We start from the raw sequence: 21,616 nt of genomic DNA, 5'->3' as shown, positions 1-21,616 counted from the left end.
CTGCGCCGCCGCATTGACAAGCCCCCGAAGGCACCACATCTTCCGCCGCCAATTGATCGAACCCTTTCAAAAGGCCATCCGTATGCCCGTCGTCGTCGTCGAATCGCCAGCCAAGGCCAAGACAATCAACAAGTATCTGGGCGGCGACTACGTTGTTCTGGCATCTTACGGGCACGTCCGCGATCTGCCTCCCAAGGACGGATCGGTAGATCCTGAGCACGAATTCGAGATGACCTGGGAGGTCGGCAACGATTCTCGCAAGCATGTGAAGGCAATTGCGGATGCTCTGAAGGATGACAACGAGTTGATCCTCGCGACCGACCCCGACCGTGAGGGAGAGGCGATCAGCTGGCACCTGGAGGAGACACTTCGCAAGCGCCGGGCGATCCGAAAGGATACCGCAGTGTCGCGGGTCGTGTTCAACGCCATCACCAAATCCGCCGTGACAGAGGCGATGAAATCGCCCCGCCAGGTCGATCAGCCGCTGGTCGACGCCTATCTTGCCCGCCGGGCGCTGGATTATCTTGTAGGTTTCAACCTCTCCCCGGTGCTCTGGCGCAAGCTGCCCGGATCCCGCTCCGCCGGGCGCGTGCAGTCGGTTTGCCTGCGACTGATCGTAGAGCGGGAGATGGAGATCGAGGCCTTCCGCGCTCAGGAATACTGGACGGTCAAGGCGCTGCTCGAAACGCCGCGTGGCCAGACCTACGAGGCCCGGCTCACCGCGCTTGCCAGCAAGAAGCTCGACAAGTTCGACATCGCCAACGAGACCGCCGCCGAACTGGCCGTGCAGGCGATCACCTCGCGCGATCTGACCGTCTCCGAGGTGGAGGCCCGCCCGGGCAGCCGGAACCCGTCGGCGCCGTTCATGACCTCGACCCTGCAACAGGAGGCGAGCCGCAAGTTCGGCATGGGCGCCCGGCAGACGATGAACGCCGCCCAGCGTCTCTACGAGGCCGGGCTGATCACCTACATGCGGACCGACGGCATCGACATGGCCCCCGAGGCCGTCGCCGCCGCGCGCGACGCAATCAAGGACCGCTACGGCGCCGAATACGTGCCGAGCGCACCGCGGATCTACAAGAACAAGGCCAAGAACGCGCAGGAAGCGCACGAATGCATCCGCCCGACGGACATGACGCGGGACGCCGCGAGCCTGAAGGTCTCGGAAGCCGACCAGCGCAAGCTGTATGACCTGATCTGGAAGCGGACCCTCGCCAGCCAGATGGAAGCGGCCCGCTTGGAACGGACCACCGTGGACATCACCAGCGCCGATGGGCAGGTCGGCCTGCGCGCCACCGGGCAAGTCGTGCTCTTCGACGGATTCCTCAAGGTCTATGAGGAAGGGCGCGACGACGTCGCCGAAGACGAGGACGGCAAGCGCCTGCCCGCGATCATGCAGGGCGAGCCGGCCAGGAAGCACGAGATCACGCCCGAGCAGCATTTCACCCAGCCGCCGCCGCGCTACACCGAGGCCACGCTGGTCAAGCGGATGGAAGAGCTCGGTATCGGCCGGCCCTCGACCTACGCCTCCATCGTCACTACGATCCAGGACCGCGGCTACGTCCGAAAGGACAAGAACCGGCTGTTCCCCGAGGACAAGGGCCGGCTCGTCATCGCCTTCCTGATGAACTACTTCCGCCGCTACGTGAGCTATGACTTCACCGCCGGGCTGGAGGAGGAACTGGACCACGTCTCTGCCGGAGAGGCCGATTACAAGGACGTGCTGGCGCGGTTCTGGCGCGATTTCTCCGCCGCGATCTCCGAGACCTCGGAGCTGCGGATCACTGACGTGCTGGAAAAGATCAACGAGGTGCTGGAGCCGCACCTGTTCCCGCCGACCGAGGATGGCAGCGACCCGCGCGCCTGCCCGAACTGCGGAAACGGCCGGCTCTCGATGCGCACTGCGCGGTCGGGCGGCGCCTTCATCGGCTGCTCGAACTACCCCGAATGCCGCTACACCCGACCCTTCGGCCCGCCGGGCACCGAGGAATCCGGGATAGGGCCGGACGGGAAGCTGCTGGGCTACGACAACGAGGACAAGATCACCCTGCGCGACGGCCGTTTCGGCCCCTACGTGCAGCGTGGCGACGCCACCGAGGAAAATCCCAAGCCGCCGCGATCGAGCCTGCCCAAGGGCTGGCGCGCCGAGGACATTGACCTCGAGAAGGCGCTGACGCTTCTGAGCCTGCCCCGGGAGATCGGCGAGCACCCCGAGGGCGGGATGATCACATCCAACTTCGGCCGCTTCGGCCCTTACATCGCGCACCAGGCGCCGGGCGACGAGAAGCCGGTCTACGCCAACCTCAAGGACCCGGCCGAGGTGTTCGAGGTCGGCATGAACCGGGCCGTGGAGATGCTGGCCGAGAAACGGTCGAACCCGCGCGGCCGGGGCGCGGCGGCCGCCAAGCCGCTCAAGGAGCTGGGCGAGCACCCCGAGGAGGGCGGGCCGATCAATGTCATGGAAGGACGCTACGGGCCTTATGTGAAATGGGGCAAGATCAACGCGACCCTGCCCAAGGACACGGAGCCGCAATCGCTCACCATGGAGCAGGCACTGGCGTTGATTTCCGAGAAGTCTGCCAAGAAGGGCGGTCGCAAGAAGGCCGCGGCCAAGAAACCGGCCGCGAAAAAGACCGCCACCAAGAAGAGCACGGCGAAAAAGGCACCAGCCAGGAAGGCTGCGGCGAAGGCCGAAGACGACGGCGTGATCGAGTGATCCGAAAACGACTGCGCCGGGCCAATCGCCCGGCGCTTTCGTGTTCAGGGGATCCAGAACGGCTTGCGGATTTCCTGATCCGCCATGTCCGGCGTGATCCCGATGTCCTTGAGCTGATGCGCTGTCAGGCGGGTCAAGGCCTGGCGTGACCTGTGGCGGCAGTCCCATTTGACCACGCCCGCCGCCGCCCAGAGCGCGATATCGGCCAGAAGCGGCAGCGATTGGCGGGCGCTCAGGCTTTCCAGCCTGGGGTCGGATGCGGGCGAGATCTGTGCCATGGGACTCTCCTATTGTATTGAAACAATTATAAATAATTCGATACAAATATGGATACATTTGCAATGTACCCTGGTCCAGGAGAGTAATGTGTCGGATACAAAATGGGTGGAGGGAGTGCAGCTCGCGGGCCGGGCCAAGTATAGGGCCCTTGCCGATCACCTCGTGTCCGAAATGGACAAGGGCACCCTGCCCGTCGGCCATCAGCTCCCCCCGGTTCGGCAACTCGCCTGGGCGCTCGGCGTGACCCCGGGCACGGTTGCCCGCGCATGTTCGCAGCTGACCGATGCCGGCCGGCTCGAGGCTGTCGTCGGGCGCGGCACTTTCGTTGCGCCGAAGTTGCGCAACGTCGCCGACGATGTCTGGCCCCGAACGCTTCCGCAGGAGCCGGGCAAGATCAACCTCTACAGCCAGCGCCTGCCGGACATGGGCCAGGTCGCCGCGATACGGCACGGGTTGCGTGCCGTGGCCGAGGGGCCGGAGGAGGATCTCGTGGAATATCCCAACCGCGAGGGGTTCCGGCCCGCCCGGGAGGCGGTGATCGACTGGCTCTCTGACGTCTCTCTCGGCGCGGTCGGGCACAAGGATGTCGTGCTGAGCCACGGCGGGCAGAGCGCCATCTCGCTGGTGCTGCAGTCCGCCCTGCGGGGCGCGCAGCCGGTGATTCTCGTCGAGGAGCTGTCCTATGCAGGTTTCCGGCGTGCCGCCGAGATGCTGCGGATCGAGGTCGTGGGCGTGCCTTCGGATGAGCGGGGGCTGGTTCCGGAAGAACTCGAACGGATCGCGCTGCGGTCCGGGGCGCAGATGCTCTGCACCTCGGCCGAGGTCCACAACCCGACCGGCCTGCATACCCCGCTGGAACGGCGGGAGGAAATTGTGGCCGCCTGCCAGCGCGCCGGTGGCGTGCAGATCCTCGAGGATGATTGCTACCGCATCGGGCCCGCGCGCGCACCGAGCTACCGCGCGCTCTGGCCCGAGGGCGCCTGGTACGTCTCCTCCATTTCCAAGACGCTCACGCCGGCGCTGCGCATCGGCTTTGCGGTCGCCGCAGAGGGCCGCTATGCCGACCTGCGCAGGGCCGCGGAATACGCTTTTTTCGGCCTCGCCCGGCCACTGGCCGAGATGGCACGGCTCACCCTAGGCAACCCGGAGACCCGGCGCATCGCCGGGCAGGTGCGCGATCGCGTGGGCGATTACATTCGTGCCGCGGTGAACGCACTCGGCCGCCACGAGATCGCCTGGCGCGAGGACGTTCCCTTTCTCTGGCTGACCCTGCCGCGCGGCTGGCGGGCCGCCGAATTCGTGCTCGCCGCGGAGCGCCAAGGGATCCAGATCCGGTCCGCCGAGGAATTCACCCTCCGCGAGGACCGCGCGCCCCATTGCATCCGCATCGCAGTCAACGGGCAGGTGCCGCTGAAACGCTTCGAGGCCGCCATGACCACTCTGCGCGAGCTGCTGGACAATCCGCCCGAGGCGATCTCGGCCTGACGTCGGCACCCCGCGGTGGCGCTTTTCCCGGTGCCAGGGCGCCGCGACGCAGCATTCGTTTGACACACGCCTTCCCGAGCGTCAGAAACCTCCCTTAAAGGGTCTATGGGAGGTACTCCATGAAGAAGATTTACGGCAGCGCGGCGGAAGCGCTGGACGGGCTGCTGCACGACGGCATGCTGATTGCCGCGGGCGGCTTCGGCCTCTGCGGCATTCCGGAACTGCTGCTCAACGCGATCAAGGACAGCGGCGTGAAGGACCTGACCTTCGCCTCCAACAACGCCGGGGTCGATGATTTCGGCATCGGAATCCTGCTGCAAACCAAGCAGGTGAAGAAGATGATGTCGTCCTACGTGGGGGAGAACGCCGAGTTCATGCGCCAGTACCTCTCGGGCGAGCTGGAACTCGAGTTCAACCCGCAGGGAACGCTGGCCGAGCGGATGCGCGCCGGCGGCTGCGGCATCCCGGGCTTCTATACCAAGACCGGCGTCGGTACCGTGGTGGCCGAGGGCAAGGAGCACAAGGAGTTCAACGGCGAGACCTACATCCTCGAAGAGGGGATCTTCGCCGACCTGTCGATCGTCAAGGCCTGGAAGGCCGACCCGACCGGCAACCTTGTTTTCCGCAAGACGGCCCGCAACTTCAACCCGCCGGCGGCGATGTGCGGCAAGGTCTGCGTCGTGGAGGTCGAGGAGATCGTCCCCACCGGCTCGCTGGACCCCGACACGATCCACCTGCCCGGCATCTACGTCCACCGCCTGATCCAGGGCGAGCACGAGAAGCGCATCGAACAGCGCACGACCCGCAAGAAGGAGGACGCATAATGCCCTGGGACCGCAACCAGATGGCCGCACGGGCGGCGCAGGAGCTGGAAGACGGAATGTATGTGAACCTCGGCATCGGCATCCCGACGCTGGTGGCCAACTACATTCCCGACGGCGTCGAGGTGACGCTGCAATCCGAGAACGGCATGCTCGGCATGGGCCCCTTCCCCTTCGAGGGCGAAGAGGATCCTGACCTGATCAACGCCGGCAAGCAGACCATCACCGAACTGCCGCAGACCGCCTATTTCGACAGCGCGACCAGCTTCGGCATGATCCGCGGCGGCAAGATCGCCATGGCGATCCTGGGCGCGATGGAAGTGGCCGAGAACGGTGACCTCGCCAATTGGATGATCCCCGGCAAGCTCGTGAAGGGCATGGGCGGCGCGATGGACCTGGTGGCCGGCGTCGGACGCGTGGTCGTGGTGATGGACCACACCAACAAGAAGGGTGAGTCCAAGGTCCTGAAGTCCTGCACCCTGCCGCTCACCGGCACCGGAGTGGTCGACCGGATCATCACCAACCTCGGCGTGCTGGACGTTACCCACAAGGGCCTGCACATCCAGGAACTCGCCCCCGGCGTGACCCGCGAGGAACTGATCGCGTCCACCGAGGCGACGATTGTCTGAACCTTCGGGGGCGCGGCGAAAGCCGCCCCCTTGCCTCCCGCCGGCATGGACCCATGGCCATTTGGCAATGATCGTCGGCTCTCCCTGCGTCACCCCCTCAAACTGGAAACAGTTTCACAATGACGCCCAAATTGGTTGCTAGGCCAGCGCCAATGAAACCCTTGACCCAAGCCCCTCCCCTGGTTGAAGCCCCCCGGCTGCGCTCCCGGCGCCTGCGGGACCTGTTGCTGATCCTGGGCCTCCTGATCCTGTTCCTTGCCGGCATCGGCGTCCTCGCCGCGGCGACCGGCTGGGAGGAAACGCTGCACCAGCTGAGCCGCCTGACGGCGCTGCAGGTTGCGGTGCTGCTGGGGCTTTCGTTGGCGAACTACCTGTGCCGCGGTACCCGGTGGCACCTGTTTGCCCGGACCCTCGGGCTGCCCACCCATTTCCGCCAGGACCTGCGCCATTTCATCGGCGGCTTCGCGATGACCGTCACACCCGGCCGGGTGGGCGAGCTGATCCGAATGCGCTGGCTTCGGCGCGAGACCGGCTGGAGCGTCGATCGCACGGCGCCGCTGGTTCTGGTCGACCGCGCCTCCGACCTCGCCGCCATGGCGATCCTGCTCGGGCTGGCCATCGCGCTCTCCGCCGCCGGCATCAGCGGCGCGATTCCGGTGGCCCTGCTGGCGCTCGGCACGGCCTATGTCGCCACCCACCCGCGCCTGCTTGCCTGGTGCGTGACACAGGCCTACCGCGTCATCGGCCGCTGGCCGCGCCTGTTCGGACGCTTTCGCCAGACCGCGCGTTCGCTGCGCGCCTTCTCTCAGCCCGGCGTCCTGTCGACCGCGCTTGCGCTCGGCGCCTGCGGCTGGCTCGCCGAGGGCTTCGCGCTGCATCTGCTTCTGATCTGGATGGGAGCCGATATCGGCTTCTGGAGCGCCGTCGGCATCTTCCTTTTCTCCACCCTCGCGGGCGGCCTGACCGGCGCTCCCGGGGGCGTCGGCGGCGCCGAGGCCGCGATGATCGCCCTTCTGAAACTGCAAGGCGTTCCGCTTGAGGTTTCCGTGCCCGCCACGGCAGTGATCCGGTTGACCACGCTGTGGTTCGCCATCCTGCTCGGGCTGGCCGTCTTCCCATTTGCGGAACGTTGTTCGAAAAAGGCCGCGCATGACCTGGAAAACCGTTGAATACGCCGGCTGGGGCCGGTTCTACCGAGCAAAGGGCGAACTGGCGCGCCCGGAGCGCGCCAGCACGCTGGACCAGCTCGTCCGCGAAACCCCTTGCCCCGCGATCGGCCGCCGCCGCTCCTATGCGGACGGCTGCCTGAACACTGAGCGGCGCGCCATCGACACGGCGCGGCTCGACAGGATCCTTTCCCTCGATGAGGAGGAAGGCATCCTCGAAGTCGAGGCCGGCTGCCAGCTGGGCGAGATTGTCCGGCATATCGGGCCGAAGGGGTGGTTGCCGATGGTCCTGCCGGGCACGGGCTTTGCCACCGTGGGCGGCGCAATCGGCATGGATGTGCATGGCAAGAACCACCACCACGCCGGCAGCTTCGGCCAGCACGTGGAGGCGATGACCCTTCACCTGCCCGAGGGCCGGCGGAAGGTCACGCCTGCGGACCCGCTCTTCAAAGCCACCGTCGGCGGGATGGGCCAGACCGGTCCGATCGGCACGGCGCGACTCAGGATGCAGCGCACCAAGGGGCCGGTGATGATGGTCACCGAACGCCGGGTGCCGGATCTCGACAGCTATCTCGAGCTCTTCGACAATTCCGAGGCGACATATACCGTCGGCTGGATCGACGCCACAGCGACCGGCGCCTCGCTTGGCCGGGGCATCCTCGAAGAAGGCGAGACCGGCGCAGGCCTCGTGCCGCCGGCCAAGCGCGGCCGGCGCATCCCGATGGACGCCCCGCATTTCGCCCTCTCCGGACCGATCGTGCGCGGCTTCAACGCCACCTATTTCCGCCGCATCCCCGAACGCGGGCGGACCGTGGTGAAACCGCTCGAGGACTTCTTCTTCCCGCTCGACAAGATCCACGAGTGGAACCGGCTCTATGGCAAGCGGGGTTTCCATCAGTTCCAGTGCGTCGTGCCGCTCTCGGCTCGCGAGGTGCTGCGCGACATGCTGAAGGCAGTCGGCGAGTCCGGCCTCGCCTCGCCGCTCGCGGTGCTCAAGCGCATGGGTCCGGGGCGTGGCGGGATGATGTCCTTCCCCACCGACGGCTACACGCTCGCCATCGATTTCCCCGCCCGTGACGAGGCTCCCGCGATGATCCGCCGGCTGATCGCCATGGCAGTCGAGGCCGGCGGCCGGGTCTACCTGGCCAAGGACGCCTTTGCGCAGCCCGAGCAGGTGGACGCCATGTACCCCGAGCGGGAGACCTGGGCCGAGATCTGCAACAGCCTCGATCCGGACGGCGCCTATGCGACCGACCTTGTCCGCCGGCTGAACCTGAGGAACCTGTGATGACCACACCCACCCGGACCGGCGACGCTGGCGAATGCTGGCTGATCCTAGGCGCGACCTCCTCGATGGCGCGCGCTCTCTCCCGCAAGCTTGCCGAGCGTGGCGCCAGCCTGCTGCTGGCAGGGCGCGACATGACCGATCTCGAGGCGAGCGCCGCCGACTGCCGCCTGCGCGGTGCCGCGATGGCCGAGGCCGTGCGCTTCGATGCCCGCGACCCGGACACTTTCGAACCGATCCTCGAGCGCATGGCGGCGACGAGCGGCACCCTGAACGCCGCGGTCTTCGTGGGCTCCATGCCGCCCCAGGCCGAGATCGACGCAGACCCCTCGATGATCGAGGGCGTCGTCTCCGACAGCTTCACCGGCCCCGCCCGACTTCTGCAGGCGCTTGCACCGATGCTGGAGGAACGCGGCAACGGCACCATCGTCGGGGTGGGCTCGGTGGCGGGAGATCGCGGACGGGTCGGCAATTACGTCTACGGCGCAGCAAAGGCGGGCTTCCACACCTATATGTCGGGGCTGCGCAACCGGCTCACGCGCTCCGGCGCCCACGCGATCACGGTCAAGCCCGGCTTTGTCGACACGGCAATGACCTGGGGCCTCGACGGCATGTTCCTGGTCGCGCCGCCCGAGGCCGTGGCCGATGCCATCCTGAAGGCGGAACGCAAGCGGCAGAACGTGATCTACACACCCTTCTTCTGGCGCTACATAATGATGATCATTCGCGCGGTGCCCGAGCCGATCTTCAAGAAACTGTCGATCTGACGGGCGGCGGGGTCAGTTCGCGGCGCTGGCCAGCGTCTGCGAGCCCCTGCGGAACACACATCCGTCCGAGACGAGTTGCGGCGGCGACAGGCAGAGCCCCTTGGCGACGCTCCACGCCGCCACGACCTTTGGCACGTAGTCACGCGTCTCGGCATAGGGCGGGATGCCCTGGTGCTTGCGCACCGCGTTCTCGCCCGCGTTATAGCCGGCGAGCGCCATCAGCGGATCGCGTTCGAAATGATCCAGCAGCCAGTCGAGATAGGCGACGCCCCCTTCTATGTTCTGGACCGGGTCGGTGCGATCGGAGACGCCGAATCGTTCGGCCGTCGCCGGCATGAGCTGCATCAGCCCCGTCGCGCCGGCCGAGCTGACCGCCGCCGTGCGCCCCGCGCTCTCGACCGAGATCACCGCAAGGGCCAGCGCCGGCGACACGCGCGTCCCCACCGTGGCCTTGAGGATCTCGGCGCCGTGGGTGTCGGCGATCTTCTGCAACGTGGCAAGCCGCGGCGCCGTGACCGATTTCCCTCCCGGCCCGTTGCGCAGCGCGGCAACGGCCGTCTCCATCCGCCCGGAGGCGCTGTCCGACAGGCTCGGGGAGATCAGGTCCCAGTACCATGCGTAGTGCGAATCGACCGGCTTGCGCGGACCGGAATCGGCTGGAACATCGCTTTCCTCGCCTGCCTCGCGCGGAGTGTCGGGCCAGGGCACCAGCGGCGCCGGCGGGATCGCGGGGTTCAACGCGAGGATGCGTTCCTGCTCCTTCGGGTCGATCTGTACGAGGATCCGCTTGGCCCCGGTACTGGGCGCACCGACCTTCACACGCTTGAAGGTGAAGTCCTTGGCGGACTGCTCCTGCGCACTCAGCACGACCGGCGCGCATAGCAACGCCGAGGCAACGGCAATGGCTCCCGCCCATGGCCGGGCGCGCCTTCGAAGTATCATTCGCTTGACCTGCTCGATCTGCTTTTTTGAAATCGTTGCAGAATTCCGGCAGCCGGGCCAGCAATCCCGCCCGATTTCGAACGTTTTTTTTCCGACCGGGTTCTGACGCCACAGGTCGAACGTGTGTTGCGCAACAGGCATCAAGACCCCTGAAATGTCATTAACACCCCTTACCGATGCCTCAACACATCGTACGAAAATGGAACTACCTGCGCCCAAGTCTCGCCGCATTCGAAGTGCCTATTCGGGTCATGCCGAACGGGAAACGGTTGTAGATGATCTGCACCCGCGGAAACCGAAGAGGCCGGATCGCAACACGCATTCACCATACCTGGAGCACCACCATGAAACTCTTCACCCTGATCAAGACCTTCCGCAACGACGAAGACGGCGCCGTGACCGTTGACTGGGTCGTGCTGACCGCCGCCATCGTGGGCCTCGGCATCGCCGTTCTCGCTGCTGTTTCCGGCGGTGTGTCCGACCTGTCCAACGACATCTCGAGCCAGCTGGCCCAGTCGCAGATCAAGACGACCTTCTGATCTCTCTGCACACAGTTTGACCGGCCATGGGTCGCGTTCCGAAAGGAACGCGACCTTTTCCTTTGCATCGGCCCCTGCACCGACGAGGCCCGCAGATTTCCTTTCAGAAGTACCGAATTCGTACGATACCCGCCAGAATTCCGCCCGGATCAGGGGGTTATCTCTCACTCAAGCCAAGTCGGACGCCGCTTCAAACAGTGACCCCACCGAAGCAACCGAGGCGGCGACCACTAAACTAGAACCACTCACCTGGAGATCCAAAATGAAACTCTTCACCCTGATCAAGACCTTCCGCAACGACGAAGACGGCGCCGTGACCGTTGACTGGGTCGTGCTGACCGCCGCCATCGTGGGCCTCGGCATCGCCGTTCTCGCTGCTGTTTCCGGCGGTGTGTCCGACCTGTCCAACGACATCTCGAGCCAGCTGGCCCAGTCGCAGATCAAGACGACCTTCTGACCGACCTTTTTTCAGATTACCCTTGGCAATGGGCCGTGTTTCAAAAAAACACGGCCCATTCCATTTTTTAGACAACTGTTCACGCCCGAGAAACTTCCCTAAAGAATCTCCCTTACATCGCTACAGATTCGTTCTTTGAGCGCCCAAATCTCGCCCGTTTCCGAGTTCTTAATTATTTCATGCCGAGACGGGGATCGGGCCATTGAGAGCCGGCCCGAAGCGATCCGAATTGGCCGGACAAACTGAGTGAAACTATCTTTCTGGAGAATACCTATGAAACTGTTCAACCTGATCAAGACTTTCCGCAAAGACGAAGACGGTGCCGTGACTGTTGACTGGGTCGTGCTGACCGCTGCCATCGTGGGCCTGGGCATCGCCACCCTCGCTGCTGTCTCCGGCGGCGTCTCGGATCTGTCGAACGACATTTCCAGCCAGTTGGCTCAATCGCAGATCAAGACGACCTTCTGATCCGAACGAGACCAATTCGGAACAAAAGCCGCGTCCACTCTGTGGGCGCGGCTTCTCGTTTCGCACAAAGGATCATCGGAAAAAGACCGTTTCGGGTCGATGTTAAAGAGTCCGGCGTCCTGGTGGCCGTTTACCACTTTTTCGCCACATTCCTGCTAGAGACACGCGGACACCATTCAAGGTGTCAGGCGTGTTGGTTGCCTGGCGCGGGGATGGAGCGGGAGTGGTATTATGATGCGATTGACACAAAGGTTTCTGAACTCGGAAGACGGCGCCGTTACCCTGGACTGGATTGTTCTGACGGCCGGCGCGATCGCCCTCGCCCTCGGTGCCACCAGCATGATTCTGGACGGTACGCAGACACAGACAGGCACGTTGGCGACGACGATCTCGGAGCGTCCAGTCGGGAACTGAGTTCCCGAAACGGCCGCAACGCCGTAATCGCCCCGACCGTCAAAAAGGCAATGGGTTTCACGCGGGCTCCATGCAGGAGCCTTCCTTATGCCGCATTTCGAGTCGAACATCGAAACAGAAGCGGCGCAGGGATCTTTTGTCGACCTGTGAGAAAGAATGACGGAAAGGGAATGACATGCGGATTGTCTTTGCGCTCGTCCTGATAGTTGGACTGGGACTGGCCGGATTCGCGGTTTACATGGCCCAGGGCTTCATGTCGCGCATGAGCGCGGAACGTGACGAGCTTCTGGCGGCCCAGTTGGCCGCGCCTCCGATGGTAGACGTTGTCGTCGTCACGACGGACAAGGCCTACGGACAAAGCCTGACCAAGGATGATGTGAAGTGGATGCGCTGGCAGAAGGATAGCCTTCCCGTTGGTGCGTTCGTGCGCGACCCGGCGGAGGTTCCGGATGCCGATGTGGCGGACGGATCACAGCTCTTCCCGGAGGGACAGGCGGAACGCTATGTGATCACCGCGATGCAACAATTCGAGCCGTTGCTGGCCTCCAAGGTGACCGAACCGGGTGAGGACGCCGGGATCACCTCGCGACTCGGCAAGGGGATGCGCGCCTATGCAATTCGGGTCGACGTCGCGTCTGGCGTCTCCGGCTTCCTGCGACCGGGCGATCGCGTTGATGTCTATTGGACAGGCGCCTCGGTTGCAGGCTCGGAAACCTTTGGCGACATCACAAAGTTGATCCAGACCAACATCAAGCTGATCGCAGTCGACCAGATCGCGGACAAAGCGCGCCTTGCCCCGGTGATCGCGCGTACGGTGACGATCGAAGCGACGCCGCAGCAAGTGGCCGCCCTCGCCCAGGCGCAGTCCACCGGGCGACTTTCCCTATCGCTGGTCGGCGCCGAGGATGACACCGTGGCCCAGGTCAGCGAGGTCGACCAGCGGTCGCTTCTTGGCGTGGTCGAGCAGGCCCCCGAGATCATCCAGCAGGAACGCATCTGCACGACCAAGATCCGCAGGGGGGCGGAAGTCATCGAACAGGAGATTCCGTGCATCAACTGATGCGTCCATTTTCTCATTGCCTTTCAGAGGCATAGACAACACAAGACCCGCAGCAGCCCCCGACTGTTGCGGGTTCACTACATCAGGAAGCACCGCCAAATCCCTGATTCTTGCAATAAAAAGCAATTGCAGGCAGTGTATCTCAAGATGCGGGCGAAAAGACCCGACCATATATCGTGATCGAGAGGCAGGGTCACCATGACACTCAAGACGCTTGTGCAAGCGGGTCTACTGGGCCTTGCAATTGCGAGTACAGCATACGTTCCCCAGGTTTCCGCCGAAACGCTCCGGGTCTCCGGTGGCACAGTTCAGAGGGCTCTGAAGGTCCCGATGAACCGGGCTGTCGTGGTTGAAAGCGACGTGGCATTCGCGGAACTCTCCATCGCCAACCCCGGAATCGCAGACATCTCGACGTTGTCGGAGCAGTCGATCTATGTGCTCGGCAAGGCGCCGGGCCGGACCACGCTGACGCTGCTGGCTCCGGATGGATCGCTCATCACCAACGTCGAGGTCCAGGTGACCGCCGATGTGGGTGAACTGAAGGAGCGGCTCCGGGAGGTGCTCCCGGGCGAAGCGATCGAGGTTCGCCCGGCCAACGACGGCATCGTGCTCTCCGGCACCGTATCGAGCGCAATGGCGCTGGACCGGGCGCTGGACCTGGCCAACCGTTACGCGCCGGATCGGGTCTCCAACCTGATGATGGTCGGCGGGACGCAACAGGTGATGATGAAGGTCCGCTTTGCGGAGATGAGCCGCTCGGTGCGCAAGTCTCTCGGCTTCTCGGCCGGGGTGCAGGGCACCGGTGACAATGGCAGCATCGGCTTCCAGGGTGGCACCGGCGGCTATATCGGGTCGAGCGTCAGCAACGGCCCGAGCCTCGACACCGATTCTCAGGGCGCCTTCCAGATCGGCTTCGGCTACGGCGATGTCGAGTTCGCCATGCTCATCGAAGCTCTGGAATCCAAGGGCTTCGTGCGAACCCTCGCAGAGCCGAATCTGACCTCGCTGTCGGGCCAGGCCGCGAGCTTCCTCGCCGGTGGTGAATACCCGGTGCCGGTTCGCGACGACGACGGCAACGTCTCGGTGACCTTCAAGCCCTTCGGCATCGTGCTCAACATGACCCCGCGGGTCATCGGCGAGAACATCAACCTGAACCTCAAGGCGGAAGTCAGCCAGATCGACACCTCGATCGGCATCACCGACGCAGGCTTCTCGATCTCGGGCTTCTCGACCCGCAGCACCGAAAGCACCGTGGAGATGCGGGACGGCGAGAGCTTCGCAATCGCCGGCCTGCTTCAGGACGACTTCACCGACCTGAGTTCGCAGGTGCCGTGGCTCGGCGACGTGCCGGTGCTCGGCGCGCTCTTCCGCAGCGCCGATTACCAGCGCGAGCAATCGGAATTGGTGATCATCGTCTCGGCCCACCTTGTGACCCCGACGCGCGGCGATGCTTTGGCATTGCCGACCGACCGGGTCCGCCCGCCGAGCGAGAACCAGCTCTTCTTGCGCGGAATCACCGCCGTGACCGATCGCCCGATTTCCGGCGGTGCGGGTGAGGTTGCCCGGCAGGACTTCACCGGCTCCTACGGCTATGTGATGGAGTGAGACACATGAAAACCCCCCTCACCCTCCTGACGCTCGGAACCGTGATGGCCCTTTCCGGCTGCGCCTACTTCAACGAGGAGGCCGGCGCCTTTCTCGACCAGGGAGAGTTCGGCAACGCGACGATGAACAACCAGCTTGCGCAGACCTGTCGCAAGCTGACCCCGGCGAACGTAACGAAATACGGGACGCCGCTGGCATCGAACTGCCCCGGTCGCCTGCAGGATGGCAAATACGCCATGTTTGCCTACGAAGAGACGATTACCAGCGCCACCGAGCAATCCTCCGCTGCGGTGGAAGGCACCGAAGAGATCAGCGTGGAATAAAAGCCCGCGGCCAATCCTCGCGGAAGACCGACGGCGTCGCCTCTCACAGGCGGCGCCGTTTGCTTTAGGGGCGTCGTGCGAAAGCATCCTTGCCGCTCGTGGCGCAGCGCGAGACGCCCGCCCCGCAGGGAGCGACTAGTTCTCATGGCGAAACAGAACGTCATTCTTGTAGCGACAGGACCGGCATTCCGCACAAATTCGATAATGTGGCCCAATTTTCGCCGGGTTTTCCGAACACACAGGACAACAGGAGTAGTGCGAGCAACAGGTTCGCACGAGCGACGTGATCGACAGACGGTCTCGCGGGGCTATTCCGCTCATGCGGCGGACCGGTCGGACATGTCTTCTGAAGAAGGGCGACGAGAGAATGAGTAGTAGTGTGGCATTGCAACCTGAGCCTGCACCGGTCACCGCCTGCACGGTCAGCCGCGACGTTCAGGCATTCGACCTTCTGATCGAGGATATGGAAACCGAGCTCGGCGAAAGCTGGGGCGATCTTTCCTTCGACGACGCGATCGCATTTCTCGAACAGCCGGACTCCAACGCCTTGGAATTCTTCGCGATTGCCATGGACGCGCAAGACGAAGGTGAGCTGATCCTGATTGGCGAACTGATCGCGCTGTCCAAGGAACGCGGAGTAAAGGTCATCCTGATCGCAGAGGACGTCAGCCCGACGGTCCTGCACCAGTTGCTCAAGACCGGCGCCAACGATTTCCTGCCCTATCCGCTTCCGGAAGGCGCCCTGCACGAGGCGATCGAACGCCTGCGCGCACCGGAACCGGTCGCGCCGCTTCTCGCCGAGACCGGGCATGCGGCCCCCGCACACGGATCACGTGGCAAGCATGACGGCGCGATTCTCGCTGTGCACGGCCTGGCCGGCGGCGTCGGTGCGACCACTTTTGCGGTGAACCTGGCTTGGGAACTCGCCATCAAGGACAAGAAGGACGGGCCGCGGGTCTGCCTGCTGGATCTCGACTTCCAGACCGGCTCCACCTCGACCTATCTCGACCTGCCGCGGCGCGAGGTCGTCTACGAATTGCTGTCGGACACCTCTTCGATGGACAACGACAGCTTCCTGCAGGCGCTTCAGACCTTCAACGACAAGCTGCATGTCCTCACGGCCCCGGCCGACATGCTGCCGCTCGACATCGTCGGGCCGGACGACATCACCACCCTGCTGAACACCGCGCGCGCCAATTTCGACGTGGTCGTGGTCGACATGCCCAAGACGCTGGTGGCCTGGACCGAAACGGTGTTGAGCAACTCCCATGTCTATTTCTCGGTGATCGAGCTCGACATGCGATCAGCCCAGAACGCCCTCCGATTCGTCCGCCTGCTCAAGAGCGAGGACCTGCCCTACGAAAAGCTGCGCTTTGCCCTCAACCGGGCGCCGCGCTTCACGGACCTTCAGGGCAAGGCTCGCGTCAAGCGAATGGCGGAGAGCCTGGACATCGACATCGAACTGATGCTGCCCGACGGCCAGCGCCAGGTGACGCAGGCCTGCGACCACGGTCTGCCCCTGTCGGAAACCGCCGGCAAGAACCCGCTCCGCAAGGAGATCGCAAAGCTTGCAGCGTCGCTGCACGATCTGATCGCAACCGAAGTCGAAGACGGCTGATACGAAACCGGCACGAGTGAAAGGCTTTTCAGGATGTTTTCGAGATACAAGAAACCAGGCGGCTCCGGCACGGGAACTCCGGCTCCACGCCCCGAGATCGCCTCGCACGCGCCGACAGAGCGTGCCGCCCGAAAGGCTCCCAGCGCTCCCAAGCCCAAGGCCGCGGCACAGCCGGCCCCGGTCGACAAGGAAGCCAAGCGCAAGGAACGGCTCGCGGAGATCAAGGTCGAACTGCACAAGCTGCTGCTCGACAATCTGAACCTCTCGGCGCTGGAATCCGCGAGTGATCAGGACCTCAAGCAGGAGATTGCTTCGATCGCCGCTGAGGGGTTGGAGGAGATGTCGGTCGTCCTCAACAAGGACGAGCGCTCAAAGCTCAATCAGGAACTCTATGACGAAGTGAAGGGCCTCGGCCCGCTCGAGCCGCTGCTGCAGGACGAGACCATCAACGATATTCTCGTCAACGGCCCCAAGCAGATCTTCATCGAACGCTCCGGCAAGCTGGAACTCTCGACGATAACCTTCAAGGACGAGCGCCACCTTCTGCGGATTATCGACAAGATCGTCTCCGCCGTGGGCCGCCGCGTCGACGAATCGAACCCCTATGTCGACGCCCGCCTCGCCGACGGCTCCCGTTTCAACGCGATGGTGCCGCCGATCGCGGTGGACGGCTCGCTGGTCTCCATTCGTAAGTTCAAGAAGGACAAGCTCGGCGTCGACGACCTCGTGAAATTCGGCGCCTTTACCGAGGAGATGGCCGCCTACCTGCAGGCAGCCGTGGCCTGCCGGCTCAACGTCATCGTCTCCGGCGGTACCGGTTCCGGCAAGACCACCACGCTCAACGCCCTCTCGAGTTTCATCGACAACTCCGAGCGCATCCTGACCATCGAGGACACCGCGGAACTCCAGCTCCAGCAGACGCATGTCGGCCGGATGGAGAGCCGTCCGGCCAACGTAGAAGGCAAGGGCCGCGTCAGCCAGCGGGATTGTCTGAAGAACGCCCTGCGGATGCGTCCGGACCGGATCATCGTGGGTGAGACCCGCGGCGAGGAGGTCATCGACATGCTGCAGGCCATGAACACCGGCCACGACGGCTCGATGACCACGATCCACGCCAACTCCGCCCGCGACGCCGTTTCCCGTCTGGAAAACATGATCGCCATGGCCGGCATCGAGATGCCGCTCAAGGCCGTCCGCAGCCAGATCGCCTCGGCGGTGAACCTGATCGTTCAGGCCAGCCGCTTGCAGGACGGTTCGCGCCGTATGGTCTCGATCACCGAGATCACCGGCATGGAGGGCGAGGTGATCTCGATGCAGGAGGTCTTCCGCTACGAACGTCTGGGCGTACAGCCCGACGGCAAGATCATCGGCCGCTTCAACGCGAACGGTGTCCGTTCCTACTATTCCGACCGGTTCAAGCAGTGGGGCTACGATCTGCCAGCCGCCATCTACGAACCGATCGCTGCGGAGTAAACGCACATGGAAATCTCTGCCGAGCCGCTCATATACGGACTGATCTTCGTCGCCGTCCTGGTGCTGGTCGAGGGCATCTACCTCACCGCCTTCGGCAAGTCGATCAGCCTTAACAACAAGGTGAACCGCCGCCTGGAATTGCTCGAGAAGGGCGGCGGGCGCGAAGAAGTGCTGGAACAGCTCCGCAAGGAGATGACACAGCACATGAACTCGGGGGGCATCCCGCTCTACTCGATCCTCGCCGACAAGGCGCAGAAGGCGAACATCGCGTTCTCGCCGTCTCAGTTGGTGATGATCATGTTCGTCCTGTCCGGGGTCGCCTTTGCCGGCCTGACGGTGGCGACGGAAGCCGGCCTCGCGGTTCGGATCGTGGTCGCCGTGGCGATGGGTGTGGGCGGCGTCTACATGTGGGTCAATTCCAAGGCCAAGAAGCGCCTCGCCCTGATCGAGGAGCAGCTTCCCGACGCCGTGGAACTGATGGTGCGCTCGCTGCGCGTCGGTCACCCGTTCTCCTCGGCCGTGAACATCGTGGCCCGCGAGGTCCCCGACCCGCTCGGTTCCGAATTCGGCGTGATCGCGGATGAAAGCGCCTATGGCCGCGACATCTCCGACAGCCTGAAATCGCTCGCCGAGCGGATGGACATGCAGGATCTTCGCTTCCTCGCCGTCGCCGTAACGATCCAGCAGCAGTCGGGCGGCAACCTCGCCGAGATCCTGGACGGACTGGCAAAGGTCATTCGCGCCCGCTTCAAGCTGTTCCGCCGCGTCAAGGCGATCACCGCGGAAGCCAAGTGGTCGGGCATGTTCCTGTCGGTCTTCCCGATCCTTGCCCTCGTCGGGATCAACGTGATCCAGCCAGACTACTACGAAGACGTCAAGGAAACGGCAGCTTTCATCCCGGCCTGTCTCGTGGTCGGCACCTTCCTCGCTGTGAACGTGGTCTTCATGAAGATCATGGTCAACATCAAGGTCTGAGAGGCGAACATGGAACTCCTTCTTTCCGCCAACGACTGGTTGATCGAGAACTTCGGCGAACTCGGGCCGCTCTACGCGGTCGGCGTTCTCGGCATCCTGCTGATCGCCCTGACGCTGCCGGTCTTGATGAAGCGGCGTGCCGATCCGTTGGATAAGCTGAAAAAGCAGACCTCCAGCAACTTCGGCAAGGGCAAGACCGAGAAGGCTGCGCTGCGCTACGACAGCGGCCGCGCGGACAAGCTCAACAAGTTCGCCAACTTCCTCGAACCCCAGGACGAGGAGGAGATGTCGTCGGCTCGGCTCAAGATGCTCCGGGCCGGGTATCGCTCCAAGTCAGCGGTGCGGACATACCACTTCGCGCAGTTTGCGCTCGGGATCGGCTTCCTGATCCTCGGCATTCTCTACGCGATCGTCACGTCCGCCACCGGCGAGGTCACAACCCAGGCCCTGGTTCTCTCGATCATCATTCCGGGCGCCGTAGGTTACTACATCCCGAAATACTGGGTGAACCGCCGGCTTCAGAAGCGCCAGGAAGACATCACCAACGGTTTCCCGGATTCGCTCGACATGATGCTCGTCTGCGTCGAGGCGGGTCAGTCTCTGGAGCAGTCGATTGTCCGCGTGTCCAAGGAACTGCGCGCCGGCTTTCCGGCCTTGGCGGAAGAATTCGAGATCGTCGCCCACGAGATGAAGGCCGGCAAGGAAAAGATCCAGGTCCTCAAGGACATGGCGGAGCGTGCCGGCGTGCCGGACGTGGCCTCTTTCGTGACCGTGCTGATCCAGTCGGCGAGCTTCGGTACCTCGATCGCCGAGGCTTTACGGGTCTACGCCTCCGAGATGCGAGACAAGCGCGTGATGCGGGCCGAGGAAAAGGCCAACGTGCTTCCGACGAAGCTGACGCTGGGCACCATGATGTTCACCGTTCCGCCGCTGCTGATCATCCTGATCGGGCCGTCAATCTACAACATCTACACGACGCTCTCGTCGTCCAACTTCTGAGGACCTCTCCCGGGCCAGCGGCCCGGGAGTCTGATTTGCCACACCTCGGATGGATCGTGCCGACGATCCCCCGCCCCCCCTTGGAGCGGCCTTGCGAACCGGCAAGACTGGCAGCCAAAGCCAGCCACCCGCCCCCGAGGCCACCCAATGTATCGTCTAGCCGCGCCGTTCCTCGCGATTGGCCTCGCTCTTGCGGGCTGCGCCCAGGATTCGCGCCTCTCCCCCCTCAACGAAGGCCCGCCTGCACCGCCCGGCGTTGAAACCGTCGAGGATGCGGTCGACGGGCTGATTGTCGGGCACCGGCTGATGGCTGCCGGCGAATACGAACTCGCTCTCCGGGAATACCTCCGCGCCGGATCGGAACAGGGGCTGAACGCGGACGTCCTCTCCGCCCTCGGCTCGGCCAACCTGCGCCTCGGCCGCCTGGGGCAGTCCGAGAAGCTGCTGCGCCGCGCCATCGAGGAGGACGAGGACTTCGCCGCCGCCTGGAACAACCTTGGCGTCGTGCTGGTGGAACAGGGCGAGATCGGCGAGGCGGCGCAGGTGTTTCGCGTCGCCTTCGCGCTCGACAGTGGCGGAAGTGCCGAAATCCAGCAAAACTTGACCTCCGCGCTCGCCAAACTCGAAAATCCTGCTTACACTTCCGAAAACACAACAAACTTCGACCTGGTGCGACGGGGGAGCGGTACATACCGCCTTCTGAGCACACCCTGAGGCAGACCGAGCAGAAAAGGACGCGAAATGCGCCACTCCACCCTTGTCATGCTGTGCCTTGGCAGTGCCATGGCTCTCTCCGCCTGTCAGAAGGCGGGCGAAACCGATGTCGACCGCGCGATCCAGTCGGTCAACGCGATCGAGGACAACGACATGAGCGACGTCATGCTGACAGTCGCCGATCCCAACGAGGCCGTGAACTATTTCAAGCGGACGTCGGCGGAGCATCCCGACCGGATCGACCTGCAGCGCAACCTCGCCAAGAGCCTGGTGCGTTCCAAGCAGAACACCGAAGCCGCCGCGGCCTGGTCCAAGGTGGTGGCGCATCCCGAGTCCACCAGCGAAGACAAGGTGGATTACGCCGATGCGCTGATCCGTGCCGGCAACTGGGAGAAGGCCGAGGCCACGCTCGACAGCGTCCCGCCGACCTACGAGACCTTCGACCGCTACAAGCTCGAAGCGATGATCGCCGACGGCAACAAGGAGTGGAAGAAGGCCGACAGTTTCTATGAGACCGCGGTCGGTCTGACCACGCGGCCCTCCAGCACGCTGAACAACTGGGGCTATTCCAAGCTGACCCGCGGCGAATACCGCGAAGCGGAGCGGCTTTTCGGCGAGGCGATCCAGTATGACCCGAAGCTGTTCACCGCCAAGAACAACCTGGTTCTCGCACGCGGTGCGCAGCGCAACTACCAGATGCCGATCGTCGAGATGACACAGGTAGAACGTGCCCAACTGCTGCACACGATGGCCCTGACCGCTATCAAACAGGGCGACGTCACGATGGGACGTTCGCTGCTGCAGGACGCGATCGATACCCATCCGCAGCATTTCGACGCCGCCGTTCACAGCCTGAACGCACTCGACGCCACGAACTAGGC

The 21,616-nt window shown here is 64.0% G+C and carries 22 protein-coding genes; 20 read left to right on the top strand and 2 right to left on the bottom strand.

Features of this window, described 5'->3' with window-relative positions; translation table 11 throughout:
• Nucleotides 1–82: 82 nt before the first annotated feature.
• Nucleotides 83–2,716, top strand: coding sequence for a type I DNA topoisomerase (topA, locus tag ACFQ2S_RS11345; RefSeq protein WP_386074566.1), 2,634 nt, complete (start codon nt 83–85; stop codon nt 2,714–2,716).
• Nucleotides 2,717–2,760: 44 nt separating this feature from the next.
• Here topA and ACFQ2S_RS11340 read toward each other — a convergent pair whose 3' ends face one another.
• On the bottom strand, nt 2,761–2,994 hold the full coding sequence (locus tag ACFQ2S_RS11340; RefSeq protein WP_386074565.1) for a DUF1127 domain-containing protein: 234 nt from the start codon (nt 2,992–2,994) through the stop codon (nt 2,761–2,763).
• An 88-nt stretch (nt 2,995–3,082) separates the two neighbouring features.
• On the opposite strand from ACFQ2S_RS11340, the gene ACFQ2S_RS11335 reads away from it, so the two are divergent.
• The 6 genes from ACFQ2S_RS11335 (at nt 3,083) to ACFQ2S_RS11310 (ending at nt 9,148) form a co-directional block, all read left to right on the top strand.
• Complete coding sequence (locus tag ACFQ2S_RS11335) at nt 3,083–4,480, top strand: aminotransferase-like domain-containing protein (protein WP_386074564.1); 1,398 nt, start codon at nt 3,083–3,085, stop codon at nt 4,478–4,480.
• A 119-nt stretch (nt 4,481–4,599) separates the two neighbouring features.
• Nucleotides 4,600–5,304 carry a CoA transferase subunit A gene (locus ACFQ2S_RS11330; RefSeq protein ID WP_089234357.1) on the top strand — a complete coding sequence of 235 codons (705 nt, stop codon included), beginning with the start codon at nt 4,600–4,602 and terminating at the stop codon, nt 5,302–5,304.
• Nucleotides 5,304–5,930: a CoA transferase subunit B gene (locus ACFQ2S_RS11325; RefSeq protein ID WP_089234358.1), complete on the top strand. Its 627-nt coding sequence runs from the start codon at nt 5,304–5,306 to the stop codon at nt 5,928–5,930. The genes ACFQ2S_RS11330 and ACFQ2S_RS11325 overlap by 1 nt, the downstream gene beginning before the upstream one ends.
• Before the next feature lie 152 nt (nt 5,931–6,082).
• Nucleotides 6,083–7,099, top strand: a complete 1,017-nt coding sequence (locus tag ACFQ2S_RS11320; RefSeq protein WP_386074563.1) for a lysylphosphatidylglycerol synthase transmembrane domain-containing protein — start codon at nt 6,083–6,085, stop codon at nt 7,097–7,099.
• On the top strand, nt 7,080–8,384 hold the full coding sequence (locus ACFQ2S_RS11315) for an FAD-binding protein (RefSeq protein ID WP_386074562.1): 1,305 nt from the start codon (nt 7,080–7,082) through the stop codon (nt 8,382–8,384). The genes ACFQ2S_RS11320 and ACFQ2S_RS11315 overlap by 20 nt, the downstream gene beginning before the upstream one ends.
• Complete coding sequence (locus tag ACFQ2S_RS11310) at nt 8,384–9,148, top strand: SDR family NAD(P)-dependent oxidoreductase (protein ID WP_386074561.1); 765 nt, start codon at nt 8,384–8,386, stop codon at nt 9,146–9,148. Before ACFQ2S_RS11315 ends, ACFQ2S_RS11310 begins: the two co-directional genes overlap by 1 nt.
• 12 nt (nt 9,149–9,160) lie before the next feature.
• Here the strand turns inward: ACFQ2S_RS11310 and ACFQ2S_RS11305 are convergent, their stop codons facing one another.
• Nucleotides 9,161–10,090: a lytic transglycosylase domain-containing protein gene (locus tag ACFQ2S_RS11305; protein ID WP_386074560.1), complete on the bottom strand. Its 930-nt coding sequence runs from the start codon at nt 10,088–10,090 to the stop codon at nt 9,161–9,163.
• A 344-nt stretch (nt 10,091–10,434) separates the two neighbouring features.
• Between ACFQ2S_RS11305 and ACFQ2S_RS11300 the strand changes: the two genes are divergently transcribed.
• The 13 genes from ACFQ2S_RS11300 to ACFQ2S_RS11240 all read left to right on the top strand — a co-directional run bounded on the left by ACFQ2S_RS11300 (nt 10,435) and on the right by ACFQ2S_RS11240 (nt 21,614).
• A complete protein-coding gene (locus ACFQ2S_RS11300) occupies nt 10,435–10,629 on the top strand; it encodes a Flp family type IVb pilin (RefSeq protein ID WP_386074559.1) in 195 nt (64 codons plus the stop codon).
• A gap of 262 nt (nt 10,630–10,891) precedes the next feature.
• The gene (locus ACFQ2S_RS11295; RefSeq protein ID WP_386074559.1) at nt 10,892–11,086 is read left to right on the top strand and encodes a Flp family type IVb pilin; all 195 of its coding nucleotides are present in this window, start codon (nt 10,892–10,894) and stop codon (nt 11,084–11,086) included.
• Nucleotides 11,087–11,359: 273 nt separating this feature from the next.
• Nucleotides 11,360–11,554, top strand: a complete 195-nt coding sequence (locus ACFQ2S_RS11290) for a Flp family type IVb pilin (RefSeq protein WP_386074558.1) — start codon at nt 11,360–11,362, stop codon at nt 11,552–11,554.
• Nucleotides 11,555–11,785: 231 nt separating this feature from the next.
• Nucleotides 11,786–11,968, top strand: coding sequence for a hypothetical protein (locus ACFQ2S_RS11285; protein WP_386074557.1), 183 nt, complete (start codon nt 11,786–11,788; stop codon nt 11,966–11,968).
• A 175-nt stretch (nt 11,969–12,143) separates the two neighbouring features.
• Nucleotides 12,144–13,028: a Flp pilus assembly protein CpaB gene (gene cpaB, locus ACFQ2S_RS11280; RefSeq protein WP_386074556.1), complete on the top strand. Its 885-nt coding sequence runs from the start codon at nt 12,144–12,146 to the stop codon at nt 13,026–13,028.
• Nucleotides 13,029–13,226: 198 nt separating this feature from the next.
• Entirely contained in the window at nt 13,227–14,633 is a 1,407-nt protein-coding gene (locus ACFQ2S_RS11275) for a type II and III secretion system protein family protein (protein ID WP_386074555.1), read from the top strand.
• Between the two features lie 5 nt (nt 14,634–14,638).
• Entirely contained in the window at nt 14,639–14,956 is a 318-nt protein-coding gene (locus ACFQ2S_RS11270) for a hypothetical protein (RefSeq protein WP_386074554.1), read from the top strand.
• 367 nt (nt 14,957–15,323) lie between these two features.
• Nucleotides 15,324–16,574 carry an AAA family ATPase gene (locus ACFQ2S_RS11265; protein WP_386074553.1) on the top strand — a complete coding sequence of 417 codons (1,251 nt, stop codon included), beginning with the start codon at nt 15,324–15,326 and terminating at the stop codon, nt 16,572–16,574.
• Between the two features lie 33 nt (nt 16,575–16,607).
• Nucleotides 16,608–18,047: a CpaF family protein gene (locus tag ACFQ2S_RS11260; RefSeq protein ID WP_386074552.1), complete on the top strand. Its 1,440-nt coding sequence runs from the start codon at nt 16,608–16,610 to the stop codon at nt 18,045–18,047.
• 6 nt (nt 18,048–18,053) lie between these two features.
• Nucleotides 18,054–19,022 carry a type II secretion system F family protein gene (locus ACFQ2S_RS11255; protein WP_386074551.1) on the top strand — a complete coding sequence of 323 codons (969 nt, stop codon included), beginning with the start codon at nt 18,054–18,056 and terminating at the stop codon, nt 19,020–19,022.
• A gap of 9 nt (nt 19,023–19,031) precedes the next feature.
• Nucleotides 19,032–20,021 carry a type II secretion system F family protein gene (locus tag ACFQ2S_RS11250; RefSeq protein ID WP_386074550.1) on the top strand — a complete coding sequence of 330 codons (990 nt, stop codon included), beginning with the start codon at nt 19,032–19,034 and terminating at the stop codon, nt 20,019–20,021.
• Between the two features lie 147 nt (nt 20,022–20,168).
• Nucleotides 20,169–20,735, top strand: coding sequence for a tetratricopeptide repeat protein (locus ACFQ2S_RS11245; RefSeq protein WP_089234373.1), 567 nt, complete (start codon nt 20,169–20,171; stop codon nt 20,733–20,735).
• A gap of 27 nt (nt 20,736–20,762) precedes the next feature.
• The gene (locus ACFQ2S_RS11240) at nt 20,763–21,614 is read left to right on the top strand and encodes a tetratricopeptide repeat protein (RefSeq protein ID WP_386074549.1); all 852 of its coding nucleotides are present in this window, start codon (nt 20,763–20,765) and stop codon (nt 21,612–21,614) included.
• Nucleotides 21,615–21,616 lie beyond the last annotated feature (2 nt).

Origin of the sequence: Tropicimonas aquimaris (genome assembly GCF_042676185.1) — a bacterium.
GTDB classification, from domain to species: Bacteria; Pseudomonadota; Alphaproteobacteria; order Rhodobacterales; family Rhodobacteraceae; genus Tropicimonas; species Tropicimonas aquimaris.
The sequence above is the reverse complement of the archived record's forward strand: the minus strand, read 5'-3'. Positions and strand labels throughout refer to the sequence as shown.